This window comes from Stutzerimonas stutzeri, from assembly GCF_024448895.1.
GTDB lineage: Bacteria > Pseudomonadota > Gammaproteobacteria > Pseudomonadales > Pseudomonadaceae > Stutzerimonas > Stutzerimonas stutzeri_Q.
Genome location: NZ_JAMOIC010000001.1, coordinates 240,857 through 259,613, shown reverse-complemented (window position 1 = coordinate 259,613; position 18,757 = coordinate 240,857). Strand labels below are relative to the sequence as shown.

15 protein-coding genes and 1 pseudogene are annotated in these 18,757 nt (G+C 59.8%); 12 read left to right on the top strand and 4 right to left on the bottom strand.

From position 1 onward, the window contains the following. Positions 1-237: 237 nt before the first annotated feature. The 4 genes and pseudogenes from NA619_RS01140 to NA619_RS01125 all read left to right on the top strand — a co-directional run. Entirely contained in the window at positions 238-1,875 is a 1,638-nt protein-coding gene (locus NA619_RS01140) for a methyl-accepting chemotaxis protein (RefSeq protein WP_255959146.1), read from the top strand. Positions 1,876-2,223: 348 nt separating this feature from the next. Further along, complete coding sequence (locus NA619_RS01135) at positions 2,224-3,663, top strand: cytochrome ubiquinol oxidase subunit I (RefSeq protein ID WP_255959144.1); 1,440 nt, start codon at positions 2,224-2,226, stop codon at positions 3,661-3,663. A gap of 2 nt (positions 3,664-3,665) precedes the next feature. After that, the gene (gene cydB, locus NA619_RS01130) at positions 3,666-4,673 is read left to right on the top strand and encodes a cytochrome d ubiquinol oxidase subunit II (RefSeq protein WP_255959142.1); all 1,008 of its coding nucleotides are present in this window, start codon (positions 3,666-3,668) and stop codon (positions 4,671-4,673) included. Positions 4,674-4,697: 24 nt separating this feature from the next. Next, a pseudogene (locus NA619_RS01125) lies at positions 4,698-4,853 on the top strand (DUF2474 domain-containing protein); the annotation flags it as partial. 280 nt (positions 4,854-5,133) lie between these two features. On the opposite strand, the gene NA619_RS01120 reads toward NA619_RS01125, so the two are convergent. Further along, positions 5,134-6,171: an AraC family transcriptional regulator gene (locus NA619_RS01120; RefSeq protein WP_255959140.1), complete on the bottom strand. Its 1,038-nt coding sequence runs from the start codon at positions 6,169-6,171 to the stop codon at positions 5,134-5,136. Continuing rightward, positions 6,168-7,172 carry a carbon-nitrogen hydrolase gene (locus NA619_RS01115; protein WP_255959538.1) on the bottom strand — a complete coding sequence of 335 codons (1,005 nt, stop codon included), beginning with the start codon at positions 7,170-7,172 and terminating at the stop codon, positions 6,168-6,170. The genes NA619_RS01120 and NA619_RS01115 overlap by 4 nt, the downstream gene beginning before the upstream one ends. Before the next feature lie 222 nt (positions 7,173-7,394). On the opposite strand from NA619_RS01115, the gene NA619_RS01110 reads away from it, so the two are divergent. From NA619_RS01110 to NA619_RS01090, 5 genes are all read left to right on the top strand, one after another. Further along, positions 7,395-9,425, top strand: a complete 2,031-nt coding sequence (locus NA619_RS01110) for an NADPH-dependent 2,4-dienoyl-CoA reductase (RefSeq protein ID WP_255959138.1) — start codon at positions 7,395-7,397, stop codon at positions 9,423-9,425. 50 nt (positions 9,426-9,475) lie between these two features. Then, positions 9,476-9,907: a nuclear transport factor 2 family protein gene (locus NA619_RS01105; protein ID WP_255959136.1), complete on the top strand. Its 432-nt coding sequence runs from the start codon at positions 9,476-9,478 to the stop codon at positions 9,905-9,907. A 195-nt stretch (positions 9,908-10,102) separates the two neighbouring features. Then, positions 10,103-11,467: a chromosome partitioning protein ParA gene (locus NA619_RS01100; protein WP_255959134.1), complete on the top strand. Its 1,365-nt coding sequence runs from the start codon at positions 10,103-10,105 to the stop codon at positions 11,465-11,467. Next, positions 11,467-12,426, top strand: a complete 960-nt coding sequence (locus NA619_RS01095) for a 1-aminocyclopropane-1-carboxylate deaminase/D-cysteine desulfhydrase (RefSeq protein WP_255959132.1) — start codon at positions 11,467-11,469, stop codon at positions 12,424-12,426. Before NA619_RS01100 ends, NA619_RS01095 begins: the two co-directional genes overlap by 1 nt. A gap of 25 nt (positions 12,427-12,451) precedes the next feature. Beyond that, positions 12,452-13,555, top strand: coding sequence for a cyclic nucleotide-binding domain-containing protein (locus NA619_RS01090; protein WP_255959130.1), 1,104 nt, complete (start codon positions 12,452-12,454; stop codon positions 13,553-13,555). 25 nt (positions 13,556-13,580) lie between these two features. Here NA619_RS01090 and chrA read toward each other — a convergent pair whose 3' ends face one another. Beyond that, a complete protein-coding gene (gene chrA / locus NA619_RS01085; RefSeq protein WP_255959128.1) occupies positions 13,581-14,801 on the bottom strand; it encodes a chromate efflux transporter in 1,221 nt (406 codons plus the stop codon). Between the two features lie 85 nt (positions 14,802-14,886). Then, a complete protein-coding gene (locus NA619_RS01080) occupies positions 14,887-15,813 on the bottom strand; it encodes a DUF1853 family protein (protein WP_255959127.1) in 927 nt (308 codons plus the stop codon). Between the two features lie 206 nt (positions 15,814-16,019). On the opposite strand from NA619_RS01080, the gene NA619_RS01075 reads away from it, so the two are divergent. The 3 genes from NA619_RS01075 to NA619_RS01065 are packed head-to-tail and all read left to right on the top strand — an operon-like array spanning position 16,020 to position 18,733. Continuing rightward, positions 16,020-16,907 carry an NAD(+) kinase gene (locus NA619_RS01075; RefSeq protein WP_255959125.1) on the top strand — a complete coding sequence of 296 codons (888 nt, stop codon included), beginning with the start codon at positions 16,020-16,022 and terminating at the stop codon, positions 16,905-16,907. After that, a complete protein-coding gene (locus NA619_RS01070) occupies positions 16,907-17,866 on the top strand; it encodes a metallophosphoesterase (RefSeq protein WP_255959123.1) in 960 nt (319 codons plus the stop codon). Before NA619_RS01075 ends, NA619_RS01070 begins: the two co-directional genes overlap by 1 nt. Then, entirely contained in the window at positions 17,867-18,733 is an 867-nt protein-coding gene (locus tag NA619_RS01065; protein WP_255959122.1) for a rhomboid family intramembrane serine protease, read from the top strand. It abuts the gene before it with no gap. The last annotated feature ends 24 nt before the right edge of the window (positions 18,734-18,757 follow it).

The window sequence follows — 18,757 nt, the reverse complement described above, 5'->3', positions numbered from 1 at the left end:
GCTTCTAAAACTTATACAACCCTATTGTAACGGGCATAGCGAGCCATCCGACCTATGGTCGCAATAGCTCTGGCTCAGTGCGCTGCAGCGATTTTGGCGAAACCTGATAAAAACTTGTACAAAGTGATGGCTGCGTGACATTATCTGTACAAGTTGCGGTGGCGTCGGTCATCTCGGGTCTCTGCAATCGCTACTGCACTGGCTGCGTCGCAGCAAGGCACCGGAGGATAGGATCCAATGAACAAGCAGATGTCGGTATCAAAGCGCTTAGGCCTGGGTTTCTTCGTCATCCTGGCGATGATGGTGGCAGTGGCGATGGTCAGTGCGTTCAATGTCGACGTCATCGATCGCACGATGAGCAGCATCAGCTCGCAGGCAGGCTTGAAGCAACGTTACGCAATCAATTTCAGAGGTAGTGTGCATGACCGGGCCATTGCCGTGCGTGACGCTGTAAGTGCTGCCGACTCCACGCTAGCCCGCCGGCAGGTGTTGGAGATCGAGCGTCTGGCGAAGCTCTATGCCGATTCCGCTGAGCCGATGAAAGCGATGCTTTCGCAGCCTTCAGCTGATGCCACGGAGCAGCAGTTGATGATGCAGATTGAAGCCATTGAGGCGAAGACCAACGACCTCACCCGTCAGGTTGTCGAGCTTCGCTTCGCTGAGGGCTCGGAGCGGGCGCATGCGTTCCTCCTGGAAAATGTGGCCGGGGCTTATTCAGAGTGGCTGCGTTTGATCAATGCGTTCATCGACCACCAGGAGCGCGGTATCAGCGAGGATGTGACGGTCGTGCGAGACACTGCGAGCGGATTTTTGACGCTCATCATTGCGGTGACTGGCGCAGCGGTTCTCTTGGGCGCGTTGATTGCGGTGCTGATCATCCGGAAGCTGCGTTCGACGCTTGGGGCTGAACCGGATGAGGTGGCTCGTGTTATCGGTAACCTCGCCGACGGTGACCTGACGCAAGTCATCGTCACCGATTATCCGGACAGCGTCATGGGTGCTACTGCAAAGATGGCGGCACGCTTGACCGGGATCATTACCGAGGTTCGCACTGCCGCGGACGGGCTGGGCACAGCATCGGGCGAGCTGCTCACTTCATCAGCCAACAGCAATCAACAGATCCAGCATCAATCTGCCGAAGCCGAGCAGGTTGCGACCGCTATCAATGAGATGGCAGCCACGGTGAGCGAAGTGGCGAATTTCGCCGCCCGTGCAGCTACCGCGGCCAAGAGTGCCGAGGAACAGGTTGAAACCGGTAATCGCGTCGTAGGGGCGACTGCCATCTCGATTCACAATCTCGCCAAGGTGCTGGAAGAGGCCACGGAGACCGTCAGTCGAGTGTCCGAAGAAAGCGGCAATATCGAGAAGATCCTGCAGGTCATTACGGCCATTGCGCAGCAGACGAATTTGCTTGCGCTCAATGCAGCCATTGAGGCAGCTCGAGCCGGGGAGCATGGTCGCGGCTTCGCAGTTGTGGCGGATGAAGTTCGTTCGCTGGCCAATCGCACTCAGCAGTCCTCCAGCGAGATCAGCGAAATGATCGCGTCGCTGCAGGCTGGCGCAGGCAAAGCGGTTGAGGTGATGCAATCAAGCAAGCGGATGGCACAGATGACGGTCGAGCAGACGCTTGAGGCTGAAAACGCGCTGGCAAAGATTAGGCAGGAAGTCAGCTCGATCAATGAGATGAATGCTCAAATCGCTACCGCTTCGGAAGAGCAGAGCGCCGTGGCGGAAGAGGTCAATCAAAGCGTGACGCGTATCCATGACTCAGCCGTGACGAGCTCCGCGGCTGCCAATCAGGTCGCCTCTTCCAGCCGAGACCTGACAGCACTCGCAGGAGAGCTGAACAAGAAGGTCGGCTACTTCCGTAGCTGACACAGCCGCTACGTCAAACCGAGCGTGCTTTGCCCTCCGGGCTAGGTGCGCTCGGCTCGCTGTAAAGCAGTATCCAGGCTGCATCGGTGTCCGATAGAAATTCCATCCTTCCTCGAAACGCCCGTACCCACCACGACCACGACCACGACCACGACCACGAACGCAACTGGCCTGGCCTCCATCCCTCCATTTCCCTCCTGCCTAAGCGGCTGGCTAGAGCTTTCTTCAAATCCTGCCTGCGTCATCCTGTAGCGGATGTTCTGCGCACCCTTGCGTTATCTTGCTGTCAGTACTGCGTGATGTAATAAAGAAGCCAGGTGCAGGCGGCTAACAGACGAGGGGTTGTTAATGTTCGGTTTGGAAGCTCTCGAGCTTGCGCGGATCCAGTTCGCTTTTACGATTTCTTTCCACATCATCTTTCCGGCGATCACTATTGGTCTGGCGAGCTTTCTCGCCGTGCTGGAAGGACTGTGGCTGAAGACCAAGCGTCAGGTTTACCGCGATCTCTACCATTTCTGGCTGAAGATATTCGCAGTCAACTTCGGGATGGGCGTGGTCTCAGGCATTGTCATGGCCTATCAATTCGGCACCAACTGGAGCGCATTCTCCGAGTTCGCCGGTAGTGTGACCGGGCCCTTGCTGGCGTACGAGGTGCTCACCGCATTCTTCCTGGAGGCCGGGTTCCTCGGCGTCATGCTGTTTGGCTGGAATCGGGTGGGGCCGGGTTTGCACTTCTTCTCCACCTTGATGGTGGCGGTCGGCACGCTGATCTCGACATTCTGGATTCTTGCGTCCAACAGTTGGATGCACACCCCGCAGGGCCATGAAATCATCGATGGCATCGTGGTGCCGGTGGATTGGTTCGCCATCGTGTTCAACCCGTCGTTCCCCTACCGCCTAACCCACATGGCGATTGCTGCGTTCCTCGCGACGGCGTTCATGGTCGGGGCATCCGCTGCATGGCATCTACTTCGTGGCAAAGACAATCCCGCCGTTCGCAAAATGCTTTCGATGGCCATGTGGATGGCTCTGATCGTAGCGCCGATTCAGGCTGTTGTCGGCGACTTTCACGGTTTGAACACACTGGAGCATCAGCCGGCAAAGATTGCCGCGATGGAGGGGCATTGGGACAACTCTTCGGGTGAACCAACACCATTGCTGCTGTTCGGCTGGCCCGATATGGAGCGAGAGGAGACGCGCTACAAGATTGAGATTCCATACCTCGGCAGTCTCATTCTTAAGCACAGCCTGACCGAACCCATTCCAGCGCTGAAAGATTTCCCGCCTGAGGATCGGCCCAATTCCACCATCGTCTTCTGGACCTTCCGGATCATGGTTGCGCTGGGATTCCTGATGATTTTTACCGGTCTCTGGAGCCTCTGGCTTCGGCGTGGAGGCAATCTGTTCACCTCAAGGCCCTTCCTGCGTCTGGCGCTGCTCATGGGGCCATCGGGCATCATTGCGATTCTGGCAGGCTGGTTCACCACAGAAATCGGCCGTCAGCCCTGGGTTATCTATGGATTGATGCGCACGTCGGACGCCGTTTCGAATCATGGTGCAGGCCAGCTCGGGCTGACGCTTGCCATGTTCGTGCTTATCTACTTCGCGGTGTTCGGAATTGGATTCGTCTATGTATTGAGACTGATCGCTAAGGGACCAGTCATCAACGAGGGTAACGAGAAGGGTGCCGGCGGGCCTGGTGAAAAACGCACACCGATGCGTCCGCTCTCGGCCGCTGACGAGGCGATCCCCCACGACCATGGCGATCAACTGGGCGAGAGGAATTGAATATGGGTGTCGATCTTTCGCTTATCTGGGCCGTCATCATCATCTTTGGAATCATGATGTACGTCGTTATGGACGGATTCGACCTGGGTATCGGGATCCTTTTTCCGTTCCTGGCCGATACGTCAGAGCGCGATGTGGCCATGAACACCGTTGCGCCAATCTGGGACGGTAACGAAACTTGGCTGGTGCTGGGAGGGGCAGGGCTGTTTGCCGCCTTCCCGTTGGCTTATTCGGTAATCCTGTCAGCGCTTTATCTGCCGATCATCTTCATGTTGATGGGTTTGATTTTCAGAGGGGTCGCCTTCGAGTTCCGCTTCAAGGCAAGCGTTGCGCGGCAGCACATATGGGATAAGGCCTTTGTTGGGGGCTCGTTGGCTGCCACTTTTTTCCAAGGGGTCGCGCTTGGGGCTTTCATACATGGATTTCCAGTTGTGGATCGGGCCTACGCCGGTGGTCCGCTGGACTGGCTGACGCCGTTTTCCGTCTTCTGCGGACTGGCTTTGATCGTGGCCTACGCGCTGTTGGGTTGTACCTGGCTGATCATGAAAACGGCCGGAGACCTGCAGAAGCGCATGCATGACATCGGGATTCCGCTGGTCTGGGCCGTGTTGGCCGTGACGGGCATCGTGAGCATATGGACGCCGCTGACGCATCCAGATATCGCCGAACGCTGGTTCAGCATGCCGAACCTGTTCCTGTTCATGCCCGTACCGATACTAGTGATCCTGTGCACATTAGGGCTGCTTCGGTCGATCGCGAGATATGCCCATTATTCGCCGTTCCTGTTCACGCTGGCCTTGATCTTCCTTGGCTACAGTGGCTTGGGCATCAGCCTTTGGCCGAACATAATTCCGCCGTCGGTCAGTATCTGGGAAGCCGCTGCGCCGCCTCAGAGCCAGGGCTTCACCTTGGTTGGAGCGCTGCTGATCATTCCATTGATCCTGATGTACACCGCGTGGAGCTATTACGTCTTCCGCGGCAAGGTCAGCGCGGAAGATGGCTACCACTGAGCCTGAATCGTCATGGAGCCGTTTATGCCCGAGAAGCACGAAAGCAGTGCATCGAAACCCAAGCCATTATGGAAGCGCATGACCTGGCTGGTGTTGATCTGGTCAGCCAGCGTCCTGGCGCTAGGTGTGATTGCCTGGTTACTGCGTCAGTTCATGACCGCAGCCGGTCTGGCGGCGCCATTAACATTGGCGGCTCTGGAACGCACTACGCAGACCTGCGGCGTTTAGGCGCGTTGTGGCTGGAGCGCAGGTGGTTTATCTAGGTTTCATCGCCAGGGCGTAGCGGTCATGTTTTCTTAATGTGATCGAGTTAGCGTCTCTGGCATGGACTTTGTTTACCCCTGGTAGACCCAGCGTGAGGTGCGTTCCTATGGATGATTACCAAGACGAAATTCTCGAGTGGCACGCCGCCGAGCAAGACGGTCCAGAGCCGGCTGAAGACGCCTTCGAACTCTAGGCGTCAATTGCCCCGGCGCTGTGCTCGGCGAAACTCGCCGGGCGTTGAATTGTTCCAGCGTTTGAATGCGCGCTGGAAGGCTTCCGCCGACGAAAAGCCCAGCAGCCAGGCGATTTCCCCGAAGGCAAGTTCCGTGTCGCGAATGTATGCGGCCGCCAGATCTCGCCGCGTGTCATTGAGAATCACGCGGTAGCTCGTTCCTTCTTCTGCCAGCTTGCGTCGCAGTGTCCAGGGCGGGCTCTGCAATTTTGCGGCGATTTGCGTCAGGTCTGGCTCCTGTCCTTTGAGCATAGGCCCAAGCAGTTGGGTGACTCGCTCGCGGAGGCTCCGCGTGCGAGTGCGCTGGTCCAGTTCCGCCTCGCACAACTCCAGCAATTGCCGCCACGTGCCTGGACAGTGTTCCGGGTTTCGCAGTGCCAGCGTGGTCTTGTTCAATCTCAGCTGGTTATGCTCGGCACCGAACTCCGGGGCACGTTGAAACAGACTCTCGTAGCCGGACCCATACTCGGGCCGGTCGAATTCGATTTGAATTGCGGTGGGCAACAGCGGTTGCGTGGCGACAGCACTTAGCTGGGTGATCCAGCTGGCGAGCACCGTATCCACGACAAAGCGGTTGTAGCCGTTGTATGGGCTGATCGAGTAGAAGCGCAGCCAGGCGCCTTCAGCATCTTCGTGAAAGCTCGACGCGCCTCGATAATTGGTCGCATACAGCGGCTCGAAACGGATCAGCGTGCGTGCCGCTTCGCGCACTGTCGGCGCTTGGGCGGACGTTACGCCTACCAGGCCCAAATGCCCCGCTTTGCGCAATCGCCCCATCTCCAGGCCCAGGGTAGGGGCTCCTGTCAGCTGTATCGCCGCGTGACCGAGGCGCATGTAGCGCGGGATGGATAGCCTCGCGCGCGGCTCCGAAAGCCGCGCCAGATCCAGGCCATAAGCCTCCAGAAGCGGCTTAGGATCAATGTTCCGTTCCAGCAGGGCGCTGCTCAGGCTATGAACGAATCCTACCGAAAGGTCGCCAAGGCGCACCCGCTGTCGATTCATGGTCGCTCCGGCAGCCAGAGGTTGTGCATTCGAACCGGCAAGTTGTGGTGATGGTGCATAGGGCGGTGTGGCGATCCAGCCAGATTCCAGGGCAGACCAAGCGAGCGCACTTCTACGCGAGGCAACGCTGATTCCAGCGTGTCGATAAAGCAGGTGGTAGCTGGATCCTCGGGTGCTCCAATGATGGCAATCACCTCGGTATCGGGCGGCGGTCTTCTTTGGTAGCCATCGCAGCCGATCATCACTGCTATGTGGCCGGCCGGCGTTGGTTTGGCCAGCGTTGACGCTTGGGATTCACCGCTGTAGCGACGCTCATAGGTGTTCAGAATCGATTTATATTGCGGCACTTCGACCGGCTCACCGTCAGGTTTGAAGCTCAGGCTGATATGTCGGAGTGGTCCCTTGCCGGTCAGCAGTCGGCCCTGTTCAAGCCGCGGCTCGGGTAGCACGATAGTGCCTGCCACTAGCGTTATGCCGTATTCACGCGCGAGATTGCCGAATATGAATTGATAGTCCTCGGCCATTTGCTGGCCCTTGATCTTAAGCGCTGCTTCGGTTCGGCGGTCGTCTCCCTTGTTGCCCCGCAATGCACGCAGATAATCCCAGGGATTGCTCAGCGCCATCCACTGCATCGCATCACGCAGCGTGCGTGCCTGCTGAACTTCCGGCTTTTCGCCGAGCGCAAAAAGTCCGGTCCCGACGTGTTCAGGCAACACCACCACAGTGCGTGCATTCAGCAGACCTGCGGCGCGGGCCTGATCCAGATACGTGGTGAACTTGAGCGTCAGCCGCTCCCGGCTCTGATAATCAGCCGGCATCAGACGAGCTTCGATTCCAAGCAGATTACCGCGCTGACTTGGCTGCCCTCGGGTTTCGATCGGCAGGGTGCGCAAGTCGGACAGCAAAGGCCCGCTATGACGGTCGCCGGTCCAGTCCAGGTAAATGATCAGGGCGGCTAGCGCGATGAGGATCAGGCCGATGTATTTGCTATGGGGGCGCATGGCGGAGGCATATAAGAGCAGAAGGTTGAGACTAGGCATGAGGAAGTGGATTGCCAAGGGTTTTTGCTCGATCCGGTCATTCAGTTGTGACTTTCGATCATTGAGCGTGCCGGTTGGGCTGTTTATCGTCACTTCACTGCGACCACCGTCCAAAGAGGCGTGGCGATTTTACCGTTGGCCAGAGTGTGCATAGTGCACGTGGCGCCTGATCGAGGAATGAACATGACCGCTTTTCCGCACCTGCTGGCCCCGCTTGATCTCGGCTTCACCACCTTGCGCAACCGCACGCTAATGGGCTCGATGCACACCGGCCTTGAGGAAATGCCCAATGGCTTCGAGCGTATGGCAGCCTTCTTCTCTGAGCGCGCCCGCGGTGGCGTTGGGCTGATCGTCACTGGCGGCGTGGGGCCGAACGAAGAGGGGTCTGTTCGTGCGGGAGCCGCCAAACTGTCGACTGTTGAAGAAGCAGAAGAACACAAGGTCGTCACCCAGGCGGTGCACGAAGCGGGCGGCAAGATCTGCATGCAGATCCTCCACGCTGGCCGTTATGCCTACAGTCCGCAGCTAGTTGCTCCGAGTGCGATCCAGGCGCCGATCAATCCTTTCACGCCGCGTGAGCTGGATGAAGAGGGTATCGAGAAGCAAATTCGTGACTTCGTCAATTGCGCCAGCCTGGCACAGCAGGCTGGTTACGATGGCGTCGAGATCATGGGGTCGGAGGGGTACTTCATCAATCAGTTTCTGGTGGCCCATACCAACCACCGCACTGATCGCTGGGGCGGCAGCTATGAAAACCGCATGCGCCTCCCGGTGGAAATCGTCCGGCGTGTCAGGGAGGCGGTAGGTCAGGAATTCATCATCATCTATCGTCTGTCGATGCTTGACTTGATGGAAGGCGGCAGCAGTTGGGACGAGGTGGTGGTGTTGGCCAAGGCCATCGAGCAGGCTGGCGCGACGCTAATCAACACCGGAATCGGCTGGCATGAAGCCCGTATCCCGACCATTGCCACCAAGGTGCCCCGTGCTGCTTTCACCAAGGTCACGGCCAAGTTGCGTGGCGAAGTCCGGATTCCGCTAGTCACTACCAATCGAATCAACACGCCGGAGGTTGCCGAGCAGGTGCTGGCCGAAGGCGATGCCGACATGGTTTCCATGGCGCGGCCTTTCCTCGCCGATCCTGACTTCGTCAACAAGGCGGCGGCTGACCGCAGCGACACAATCAATACCTGCATCGGTTGCAACCAGGCCTGCCTGGACCACACCTTCAGCGGAAAGCTGACGACCTGCCTAGTCAATCCGCGGGCTTGCTATGAAACAGAGCTGAATTACATCCCAACCGCCGCGGTGAAGAAAATCGCCGTAGTGGGCGCCGGCCCGGCCGGACTGGCGGCCGCGACCGTAGCGGCGGAGCGCGGCCATCAGGTGACCCTGTTCGATTCGGCGAGTGAAATCGGAGGTCAGTTCAATGTCGCGAAGCGGGTGCCGGGCAAGGAAGAATTCTTCGAGACGCTGCGCTACTTCAACAGCAAGCTACAGAGCACAGGCGTCGAGCTGCGCTTGAACACCCGGGTCAATGCTGCAGAGTTGCTGGCGGGCGGCTATGACGAAATCATGCTTGCCACGGGTATCGCGCCCCGCAAACCCGATATCCCAGGCATTTCCCATCCAATGGTGATCACCTACCTGGACGCGATCCTGCAGCGCAAACCGGTGGGGCAGCGTGTAGCGGTCATCGGTGCTGGCGGCATTGGCTTTGACGTCTCCGAATTCATCACTCACCAGGGGCAATCCACGAGCCTGGACCGCGAAGCGTTCTGGAAGGAGTGGGGGATCGACCTTGGACTCGATGCTCGTGGCGGTGTTGCCGGAATCCAGCCGGCTCCCCACGCTCCCGCGCGACAGGTCTACCTCTTGCAACGCAAGAAATCCAAAGTGGGCAACGGGCTGGGCAAGACTACTGGATGGATTCATCGCACCGGTCTCAAGAACAAGCACGTACAGATGATCAGCGCTGTTGAATACCTCAAGGTGGGCGACGAGGGGCTGCACATCCGCGTAGCCGACGGCGAGCCTCAAGTGCTGCCGGTTGACACCGTGATTGTCTGCGCCGGGCAGGACCCGCTGCGCGAACTGCAGGCCGAGCTGGAGGCGGCCGGCGCCAAGGTGCACCTCATTGGCGGAGCGGATGTCGCGGCCGAGCTTGATGCCAAGCGCGCAATCAATCAGGGCTCGCGCCTCGCGGCTGAAATCTGATCGGGAGCCCCGCTTAGCGGGGCTTTTTTCTGCTTGTAAAAGGAGCTGATATGAGCGCTTCTCCATTGTTGAAACCTGCCGTCGCGGCTTCACTGCAGCGCTGGCACCAGATGATCGAAACCCAGGACCTTAGCCGCCTGACCGAACTGCTGCATCCGCACGCGGTTTTCCGCTCCCCCATGGCCTACAAGCCGTACGAAAGTGCAGCGGCGGTCAACCTGATCCTCAATACCGTGGTGAAGGTATTCGAAGACTTTGCCTACCATCGCGAACTGTTCAGCGCCGATGGGCTGGATGTCGTATTGGAATTCAGCGCCCGGGTGGGGGATAAAGAGATCAAGGGCATTGACATGATCCGCTTCGATGAAGCCGGGCTGATCACTGATTTCGAAGTGATGGTGCGTCCCATGAGCGGACTGCAGGCCCTCGGTGACGAGATGGGGCGGCGTCTGGGGCCTTTGCTTGCCAAGCTGAAAACGTGATCGGGCAGTTGCGACCCTGTCACAGTTTCCCGGCTGCTTTCCGGCGGGAACTGCAGCGCTAGAGTCGCTGCCAACCCAGTCACATCGCCAATGTGGATTTTTACCCTAAACTTGCGCCAACCGTGGGATAGCGGGATATGTTGGACCTAATCCCGGAATCAAAACTGGCCGATCAAAGCCGTTGAGGGTGCGAGCATGCAGATCAAACCACAGACGGTGGAAGCCGTACTGTTCTTCAACGATGGTGGCATCTGCAAGGAAATGCTCTACCCGGAATTCGAGGCCATGCTCGATGGGGTAGTGAGCATGCCCGAATTCGCCGATCAGCAGATGCGCGTCGCTTATGTGCTGGTCAATACCCGGCTGCATATCCGGGCGGCGGTCTTCTTCTATCTCGATTTCAATGAAGACGGCTCAGCCGACAGCGGCTGGAACATTCCGCTGCGCAATCTGGCTGAGCGTACAGGGCGAGGGCCGGATCTGGGGGCAGGGCCCATCCGGCTGGCCTGCCGTAGCCAATGCCCTGTTTCTTGGTACCAGATGCATCTGTGGGATCCGGAACTTGCTCAGGGCAAGAATCATTTCGTCATGCTGCGTGACCGGATCAAACGCAACCAGCTGGGGCTGCTGGTTGAAGATGAAGCGCCGCAAACGGTGCCAACCGAGCGCCTCCAGATGGTAGCGGAGGACACCTGGTACGCAGCTGATCCGACGAAGCAGCCAGCTTCTGCACCGCGACCAGAACAATTCGAGCAAGACCAGCGCCTCAAGGCAGCTCAGTTGATAAAGCAGCAGCGGCTGCGTATCGCCAGTCTGGAACAGCAGCGGGAAACGGACATCAGCAGGCTTCGTGAGTTGGCCGCACAGCAGCAGGCTAAATTACGCGAGGAGGTCGCTCAGTTATGCACCGAGCTGACTATCAAGGATCAACGCATCGCAGAGCTGCAGTTGGAACTGGAAGGCCAGGCCGAGGGCTTTCAGAAGAACCGCGAAGAGATGAGTCGCCAACTGCGCGCTCTAGAACAGAACAGTCGTATCGAAGCCGATGCCGCGCGTGCGCAGTTCGACGAGGAACTCCAGCGGCAAGTGGCGGCGGCCGTAGCTGAGTACAAGGAGCAGGTGTCCATCCGGGATGTCGAGCTCGCTTACCGGAACGAGCTCGACAGCCAGCTGCAGGAAGAGATCGAACAGCTACAGAAACAACGTGATGCGCTCATGGACCAGAGCGGTGAGCGGATGCTTGAGCGTTTGTCGTCCCTGGGGATGACGTTCATGGTTTACCACCCAGGGGCCGGCCATCTGACTATTCCGCTTCAGGATATGGCCCGCTATCAGCAAAAACCGTTGGCTTACGCAGCTGCCAAATGTGGCGTATCGGAAGAGCAGTACGAGCTTTGGGTGCAGCACTATCGGCAGCCGGTATGTATCGCTACGTTAACCAGCGGAGAGCGCTGCAACATGCCGCTGGACAAGGTCGAGGCGCCGGCCCGCTTCGTCATTGGTGAGTCCAATTGTTGCGCCAGACACCGATCGCTGGATCGGCTCCGAACCGGCAGTTGATGTCCTTGCTTCCACCTTCGTTGTTTTCTCCACCATTAACCTCCGCTTCGCTGCAAATTGTCGACCTGCCCTGGCTACGGGCAGCAGAGGTGCAGCTTGCTGTGCTGCGGCTGGATCTCATCGATCCGGCGTTGTCTGGCAATAAATGGTTCAAGCTGACTCATCACATGGAGGCCGCCGTCGCCGAGCGTGCGTCCGGCCTGCTCAGCCTCGGCGGCCCGCACTCTAATCACCTGCACGCCCTGGCCGCCGCAGCGGCTCGCTACGGCTTTACCAGCGTCGGCCTGCTGCGCGGCCATTCGCAGCGTACGCCGACCGTTGAGGACCTTGAGCGGCTCGGCATGCAGCTGCATTGGCTGGGCTACGGTGGATACCGGGAGCGTCATCAGAACGGATTCTTCGACACATGGCGCGAGCGCTATCCCGATCATTATTGCGTGCCCGAGGGCGGCGGCGGTCTCGCCGGAGCATTGGGCTGTGCCCCTCTGGTTGCCTATGTGCAGGAACAGCTCGCGACCCTTGACTGGGCCGACCATGACGGTTGGTGGCTGGCTGCGGGAACAGGTACGACACTGGCCGGGCTGGTGATCGGTGAGGCCGAGCAGGGCGCGCACCGGGTCTATGGCGCGCTGGCCGGGCCGCCATCTCATGGTGTTGGTGAAGAGATCAATCGGCTAACCCGCGAAGCTGGGATTACTTGTCCCAACTATCAGTTGATAGACGCCAGTCGCGCAGGATTTGGCCGTTTCGATGCCGATGTCGCGAGATTCATCGTTGAAACCGAAGCGGCCATCCAGCTGCCTCTGGAGCCGGTTTATACAGCCAAAGCAATGATGGCATTGCGCCTTTATGTGGAGGGCGAGTATTTTCCGCATGGCGCGCGGCTCATCTTCGTGCACACCGGTGGCCTACAAGGTCGGCGGGCTGCCCAGTCGCAGCTGGACGAGCTGCTGCGCTGACCGCTCCATTCTCTGGGAACCATGGATGAACAAGCCGCTGCTCCCCGCTCAGCTAAGCAGTCTGACCCCGCTTAACGTACTCTCCCCGCGCCGTCTGCAGTCACTCAGGGATCAGCTGATTCCACGGCCGCTGCTTGCCGGCGAGCTGCTTTTTCAGAGCGACGACGGCGGGCTCAGCTACTTTCTGCTCGCCGGTGCGCTGTCGCTGCGAGGGCCCGATGGAGAACAGCGCCGGTTGGCTGCCGGCTCACCTGAGAGCTGCCACGCCATCATCGCCGGGCCAAGAGTCAGCGAGGCGCGGGCACTGGAAGACTCCAGTGTTCTGATCATCGATGGTGTCCGGCTGGATCGCCTGTTGTCCTGGCAGCAGGCAAACGCCGATCTGCTTCTTGAGCTGGCTACTGCTGGCGAGTTGACCGATTGGCTCGAAGAACTGCTGGAGAATCCGCTGTTCGCCAAGGTGCCGACCGAGAATGTCCGCACGATGCTGAACAGGCTCCAATTGATGGATGTCCCGAGCGGCCACGTGCTGCTCCGCGAAGGCGACGCGGGTGATTGCTGCTACTTTCTCAAGAGCGGCCGTGCCGAGGTGGTGATCGGCATTGGCAGCGACGAACAGGTGGTCGCGGAACTGGGAGTAGGTGCCTGCTTCGGTGAGGAGGCCCTGCTTTCGGAGCGCCCTCGCAACGCCACGGTGACTTTGATCGAGGATGCCTGCGTGCTGCGCCTGGCGCGGCAGGACTTTCTCGCACTGCTTCGCGCGCCGGTGGTGAACGAGCTGGATCTGGTCCGCGCCAATCAGCTGATCGCCGAGGGCGCGCAATGGCTTGATGTACGGCTGCTCGACGAGTACCAGCGTGGCCATGCATTCGAGGCCTTGAACATGCCGCTTCATCTGTTACGGCTGAAGTCGCGGCTTCTGCGGCCAGACCGCATTTACCTGTGTTACTGCGATAGCAGCAAACGCAGCGCGAGCGCCGTTTTTCTTCTGACGCAACTGGGTTTCACTGCTTACCCCCTGCGCGATGGGCTCGAGGCGCTACCGGCCGCAGCCTATGCCGCGCTTATTTCGGAGACGGGAAGGGGATACCTCGCGCGTTCGGGTGGACGCACCGAACTCAGTGGCTGAGGCCGTCATGAAGCTGCTGTGCTGATCAAAGAAGAGCGGCCAATGCCCATCCAGCGATGCCGCCTGCCAATACGACCAGCCACGGCGGCAGCTTCCAGACCATCAGCGCCACTAGCGCGATCATCGCCAGCGTGAAATCGCCAGGCCCGAATATAGCGCTGGTCCAGACCGGATCGTAAAGCGCCGCGAGCAGCAGGCCCACCACCGCAGCATTCACACCTGCCAGGGCTGCCTGCACTCGGCTATTGGCGCGCAGCCTGTCCCAGAACGGCATAACGCCAAACACCAGCAGGAACGAGGGAATGAATACTGCGACAAGGCAAAGACCGGCGCTCAGCAGGCTCTTTGCTCCTTCATTCATCGACGCCCCAAGAAAGGCAGAAAAGGTGAACAGCGGCCCCGGGACCGCCTGCGCAGCGCCATAACCGGCGAGAAAGGTGTCATTGCTCACCCATCCGTTTGGCACGACTTCCGCCTGCAGCAGAGGCAGTACTACGTGCCCGCCGCCAAAAACCAGTGCTCCCACCCGATAAAAGGTGTCCAGCAAGGCTAGCCCGTGGCTGTCAGAGCCGGCAGCCAAGGCGGGAAGCGCGATCAATAGCGCAAAGAACACCAGCAGGAACAGGGTTGCGGCCAGCCTCCCGCCAGCCTGAGCTGGATGCGTGACAGGCGGCTCGATCGACGGGCGAAACAGTAACAGTCCGATCATGCCGGCCACGACAATCACACCGAGCTGAGCCCATGCATTGGGCAGCATCAGTACGGCGCAGGCAGCGACCAGCGCGATGGTTATGCGCGTGCCGTCCGTGCACAGATTTCTGGCCATCCCCCATACCGCTTGAGCCACTACCGCCACCGCGACGATTTTCAATCCATGCAGGAGACCCTCTGGCACGGCATCGCCCCAACTGGCGATACCCAGCGCGAACAGCGCCAGCGCGATAGCGGAGGGCAGGGTAAAACCGGCCCACGCGGCCAGCGACCCGCCGTAGCCACCGCGCATGAGGCCGACAGCGATCCCCACCTGACTACTGGCGGGGCCAGGGAGAAACTGACAGAGGGCGACCAGATCGGCATACCGCGCTTCATCCAGCCAACGCCGGCGATTGACGAACTCTTCGCGAAAGTAGCCAAGGTGTGCCACAGGGCCACCGAAAGAGGTCAGGCCCAGGCGAAGGAAGACCATGAAGATCGCCCAGATGCTGGAACGCTTGGGCTGTTCTGAAACCTGAGTAGCTGAGGGCATCTTGGAACTTCTGTTATGCGAAAGGCGCGCTGACGCGACAGTGTGCAATGTGGGCATGACAGTTTGAAGGGCGCGTCGCGGATGTTTAACCGGGCCAGCTATCGGGGACGACGAACAGGCGTTCGTGCTCGACCCATCGGCCACGCGCTCCAGGCTCGACACGAGCCAGCAGCCGCGCATGTTTTCCATCGGCTTCGCTGACCCAGCGCTCGACGTCATCAGACTGCCAGATCTGACCAGGTTCAAGCTGAGCAGGCGCGAGCCAGGCTTGCCGTGGCAGCGGCTGCCAGCGTGCCTCGTTCCGCTGGAAGGAGTGAGTCCATGCATGCTGTCGCAGCCAGCCGCCGCTGAGGTGATCCGGGTTGGCACCCATCGGCGATTCACAGCCGGAAGGCCACGGCTGGCATAGGTAGCCTCCCAGCCAGAGCGCGCTGTCGATCTCGCGACAGGTCAGTTCACTCAGCAACGTCCTGGCGTGATCGGTCGAGGAAAGCCGCAGCTGATGCTCGCAAAGACGCTTCAGCTTGATGTCCAGCCGGTCATGGCTGCCCGGTCCCAGCCAGTGATCGTGACGGCGCCTGTCACCGGCTTCCAGCCCCAGATAGAACTTCACGGCCAGTTCGACATGGTGGACACCATCGGCATCAAGAAGGATCAGGTCCAGCTCGCCCAGCGTATGGCCGCCATCCCGGATCGGCAGGTTGGCAACCAGCACATCGACATCCGGCGCTTGCCCCACCGCGAATTGCCACAAGCGTTCGTAATACAGGCCCAGCCGGCGGATGCTGTGTTGCGCCAGCCAGGTCTCCAGCACGGTCGGCTGGCTATCGTGTGACAGCAACCAGTCAGCCAGTTCGCCGGGGCGCGACGCCCACCGGCTGGCCGCCAGAGGATGGCGCTGCGGTGAAGGCGTGTCGCTCAACAGCGGCGGAGACAACAGCACCCAGGCGAGATCGCGCACCTGAGGGTGCAGCAATCTGGGCAGCAATTCGGCAAGCAGAGGAAGGCTCATGCAACAAGCATAGACGGGATGGTTTGCCGCTACTTCTGCGTTTCACCCATAATCCGGGCGCTGCGCCCGCACGGGGATCACAGGTCGAGCGAGGCGTTGAACTCAAACACGCCCGTGTGACACCAACCTAGTGCCTGTTATGTACCGCCCTGGCTGCAATTCAACACCAGCCCGTCCGTTACCAGCCACGCTATCAGGGAGCTTCAATGGACCAGTTCCGTAACATCGGCATCATCGGCCGCCTAGGCAGTTCCCAGGTGTTGGATACCATTCGCCGGTTGAAGAAATTCCTCGTGGAGCGCCATCTGCACGTCATTCTCGAGGAACACATCGCCGAAGTGCTGCCTGGTCACGGCATGCAAACCTCTTCCCGGCAACGTTTGGGCGATTCTTGCGATCTGGTGATCGTAGTCGGCGGCGACGGCAGTCTGCTGGGGGCGGCCCGCGCGCTGGCTAAACATCGGGTGCCGGTTCTGGGTATCAACCGCGGCAGCCTGGGCTTTCTCACCGACATTCGCCCGGATGAACTGGAAGAAAAGGTCGCCGAAGTGCTCAGCGGCCAGTACACGCTGGAAAATAGGTTCCTGCTCGAAGCGCAGGTGCGACGCTTCGAAGAGTCGATTGGCGAGGGGGACGCCCTCAACGATGTGGTGTTGCATCCCGGCAAGTCCACCCGAATGATAGAGTTCGAGCTGTACATCGACGGCCAATTCGTCTGCAGCCAGAAGGCCGACGGCCTTATCATCGCGACCCCCACGGGCTCCACTGCGTATTCGCTATCGGCGGGCGGGCCGATCATGCATCCACGGCTGGATGCCATCGTCGTCGTACCGATGTATCCGCACACGCTGTCCAGCCGGCCGATCGTGGTCGATGGAAACAGCGAGCTGAAGATCGTTGTCTCACCGAACATGCAGATCTATCCGCAAGTTTCCTGTGACGGCCAGAACCATTTCACCTGTGCGCCGGGCGATACCGTTACGGTGCGCAAGAAGCCGCAGAAACTTCACCTGATTCACCCGCTTGACCACAACTACTACGAGGTCTGCCGCACCAAGCTTGGTTGGGGTAGCCGCCTCGGTGGAGGGGAATAGTGATCGTCGATCCGGAGCGTAGCTACGACCTCATCGGGGACGTGCACGGTTGCGCCCATACGCTGGCTCACCTGCTCGAGCAACTGGGCTACCGTCAGCACGGCGAGGTGTGGCGCCATCCGCGGCGGCAGGTGATCTTTCTTGGCGACATCATCGACCGTGGTCCGCGCATCCGTGAATCGCTGCACCTTGTTCACGCAATGGTGGACGCCGGGCAGGCCCACTGCATCATGGGCAATCATGAATTCAATGCGCTGGGCTGGCACACACCGGCGCCGCCCGAGAGCGGCAAGACCTTCGTCCGCGAACATACGCCGCGCTACGCGATGCTGCTGCAGCAGACCTTTCAGCAGTTCGAACAGTACCCACAGGAATGGCAGGCGTTTTGTGAGTGGTTCATGGAGTTGCCGTTGTTTCTCGAAAGTGAGCGATTCCGTGTGGTTCACGCCTGCTGGGACAACGCGGTGATCGACCAGCTACGCCAACGCCTGAGCCATGGCCGTGTCGATGAGGAATTCCTCCGTGATGCTGCGTTTTCCGAAGGCTTTGCAGCGAAAGCGTTGGATCGGCTGTTACGCGGTACCGATATGCCGCTACCGGAAGGGCTCACGCTGACCAGTGCCGAAGGCTTTACCCGGAGCTTTTTCCGTACGAAATTCTGGGAAGAAAATCCCCAGACCTACGGCGACATCGTTTTCCAGCCGGACGGACTGCCAGAAAAAGCTGCGCGGCTGCCGCTGAGCGAGAGTCAGAAAAGTCGTCTGTTTCTCTATGGTCCGTCCGACCCGTTGTTGTTCGTCGGGCATTACTGGCGCAGTGGCGAGCCTGCACCCATTCGCCACAACCTCGCCTGTCTGGACTACAGCGCCGTCAAGTACGGCAAGCTGGTCGCCTATCGGCTCGATCAGGAAACCCGACTCGACCCGGCCAAGTTCGTCTGGGTGAACGTGGAGCGTTAGATGGCTGTTGTAGAGGCGTTACGCCTGCCGTTGGCGGAAGACCTGAGCGGTTTCATTGCCCTGTTGAGGCGCCTGCAAGTGCCTTGCCGGGTGTCGGAGCAGGCTGGCGAGCAGGTTTTGCGGGTGCCGGCAGAAACGGCCGAGCAGGTCCGCGAGCTGTATCAGCGTTTCCCCAATGGCGACGGTGCGGTAGTTGCCGAACAACCTGCGCGCCGCGGCGGTGGATTTATAGCCAGCCTGCGCCGCAGCCCGTTGACGGCCGCCGTGCTGCTGCTGACGCTGATCGCGGCGGCCATCACCATGTTGGGCGACAATTTCGAGACGATCCGCTGGTTCAGCTTCAGTGATTTCCGCATCGAGGGCGACTATGCCTATTTCGCGACGCTCGAACAGACATTGGCCGCAGGGGAGTGGTGGCGGCTGATAACGCCGATCTTCGTGCACTTCGGCTTTCTGCACCTGGCAATGAATTCGATGTGGTATTGGGAGCTCGGGCGGCGCATTGAATATCGTCAAGGCGCGCTGATGTTGCTAGGCCTGACGCTGGTGTTCGGTGCTGTATCCAACGTCGCGCAATACACCTATGGAGGTCCCGGCATCTTCGGCGGGCTATCCGGCGTGTTGTACGGGCTGCTTGGGCACTGTTGGCTGTTCCAGAAACTGTCACCCGACGAGGCCTACCGCCTGCCGCCCGGCGTGGTGGTGCTGATGCTGGTCTGGTTGGTGGTCTGCCTGACGGGCGTGATTGAGGTGGTGAGTTTCGGCGCCTTGGCAATCGCCAATGCGGCCCATGTCGGCGGGCTGGTTGCCGGCTGCATCACCGGTATCCTCGGCGGGTTGCTGTCTCGGCGCAGGGCCACCGCCTAGTGCCATACAGCGGCTGCTTGGTTT

Bases quoted from the DNA above. Each gene is read 5' to 3' on its own strand.
- NA619_RS01140 (WP_255959146.1), top strand. From the start codon at position 238: ATGAACAAGCAGATGTCGGTATCAAAGCGCTTAGGCCTGGGTTTCTTC.
- NA619_RS01135 (WP_255959144.1), top strand. From the start codon at position 2,224: ATGTTCGGTTTGGAAGCTCTCGAGCTTGCGCGGATCCAGTTCGCTTTT.
- cydB (WP_255959142.1), top strand. From the start codon at position 3,666: ATGGGTGTCGATCTTTCGCTTATCTGGGCCGTCATCATCATCTTTGGA.
- NA619_RS01120 (WP_255959140.1), bottom strand. From the start codon at position 6,171: ATGAATCGACAGCGGGTGCGCCTTGGCGACCTTTCGGTAGGATTCGTT.
- NA619_RS01115 (WP_255959538.1), bottom strand. From the start codon at position 7,172: ATGCGCCCCCATAGCAAATACATCGGCCTGATCCTCATCGCGCTAGCC.
- NA619_RS01110 (WP_255959138.1), top strand. From the start codon at position 7,395: ATGACCGCTTTTCCGCACCTGCTGGCCCCGCTTGATCTCGGCTTCACC.
- NA619_RS01105 (WP_255959136.1), top strand. From the start codon at position 9,476: ATGAGCGCTTCTCCATTGTTGAAACCTGCCGTCGCGGCTTCACTGCAG.
- NA619_RS01100 (WP_255959134.1), top strand. From the start codon at position 10,103: ATGCAGATCAAACCACAGACGGTGGAAGCCGTACTGTTCTTCAACGAT.
- NA619_RS01095 (WP_255959132.1), top strand. From the start codon at position 11,467: ATGTCCTTGCTTCCACCTTCGTTGTTTTCTCCACCATTAACCTCCGCT.
- NA619_RS01090 (WP_255959130.1), top strand. From the start codon at position 12,452: ATGAACAAGCCGCTGCTCCCCGCTCAGCTAAGCAGTCTGACCCCGCTT.
- chrA (WP_255959128.1), bottom strand. From the start codon at position 14,801: ATGCCCTCAGCTACTCAGGTTTCAGAACAGCCCAAGCGTTCCAGCATC.
- NA619_RS01080 (WP_255959127.1), bottom strand. From the start codon at position 15,813: ATGAGCCTTCCTCTGCTTGCCGAATTGCTGCCCAGATTGCTGCACCCT.
- NA619_RS01075 (WP_255959125.1), top strand. From the start codon at position 16,020: ATGGACCAGTTCCGTAACATCGGCATCATCGGCCGCCTAGGCAGTTCC.
- NA619_RS01065 (WP_255959122.1), top strand. From the start codon at position 17,867: ATGGCTGTTGTAGAGGCGTTACGCCTGCCGTTGGCGGAAGACCTGAGC.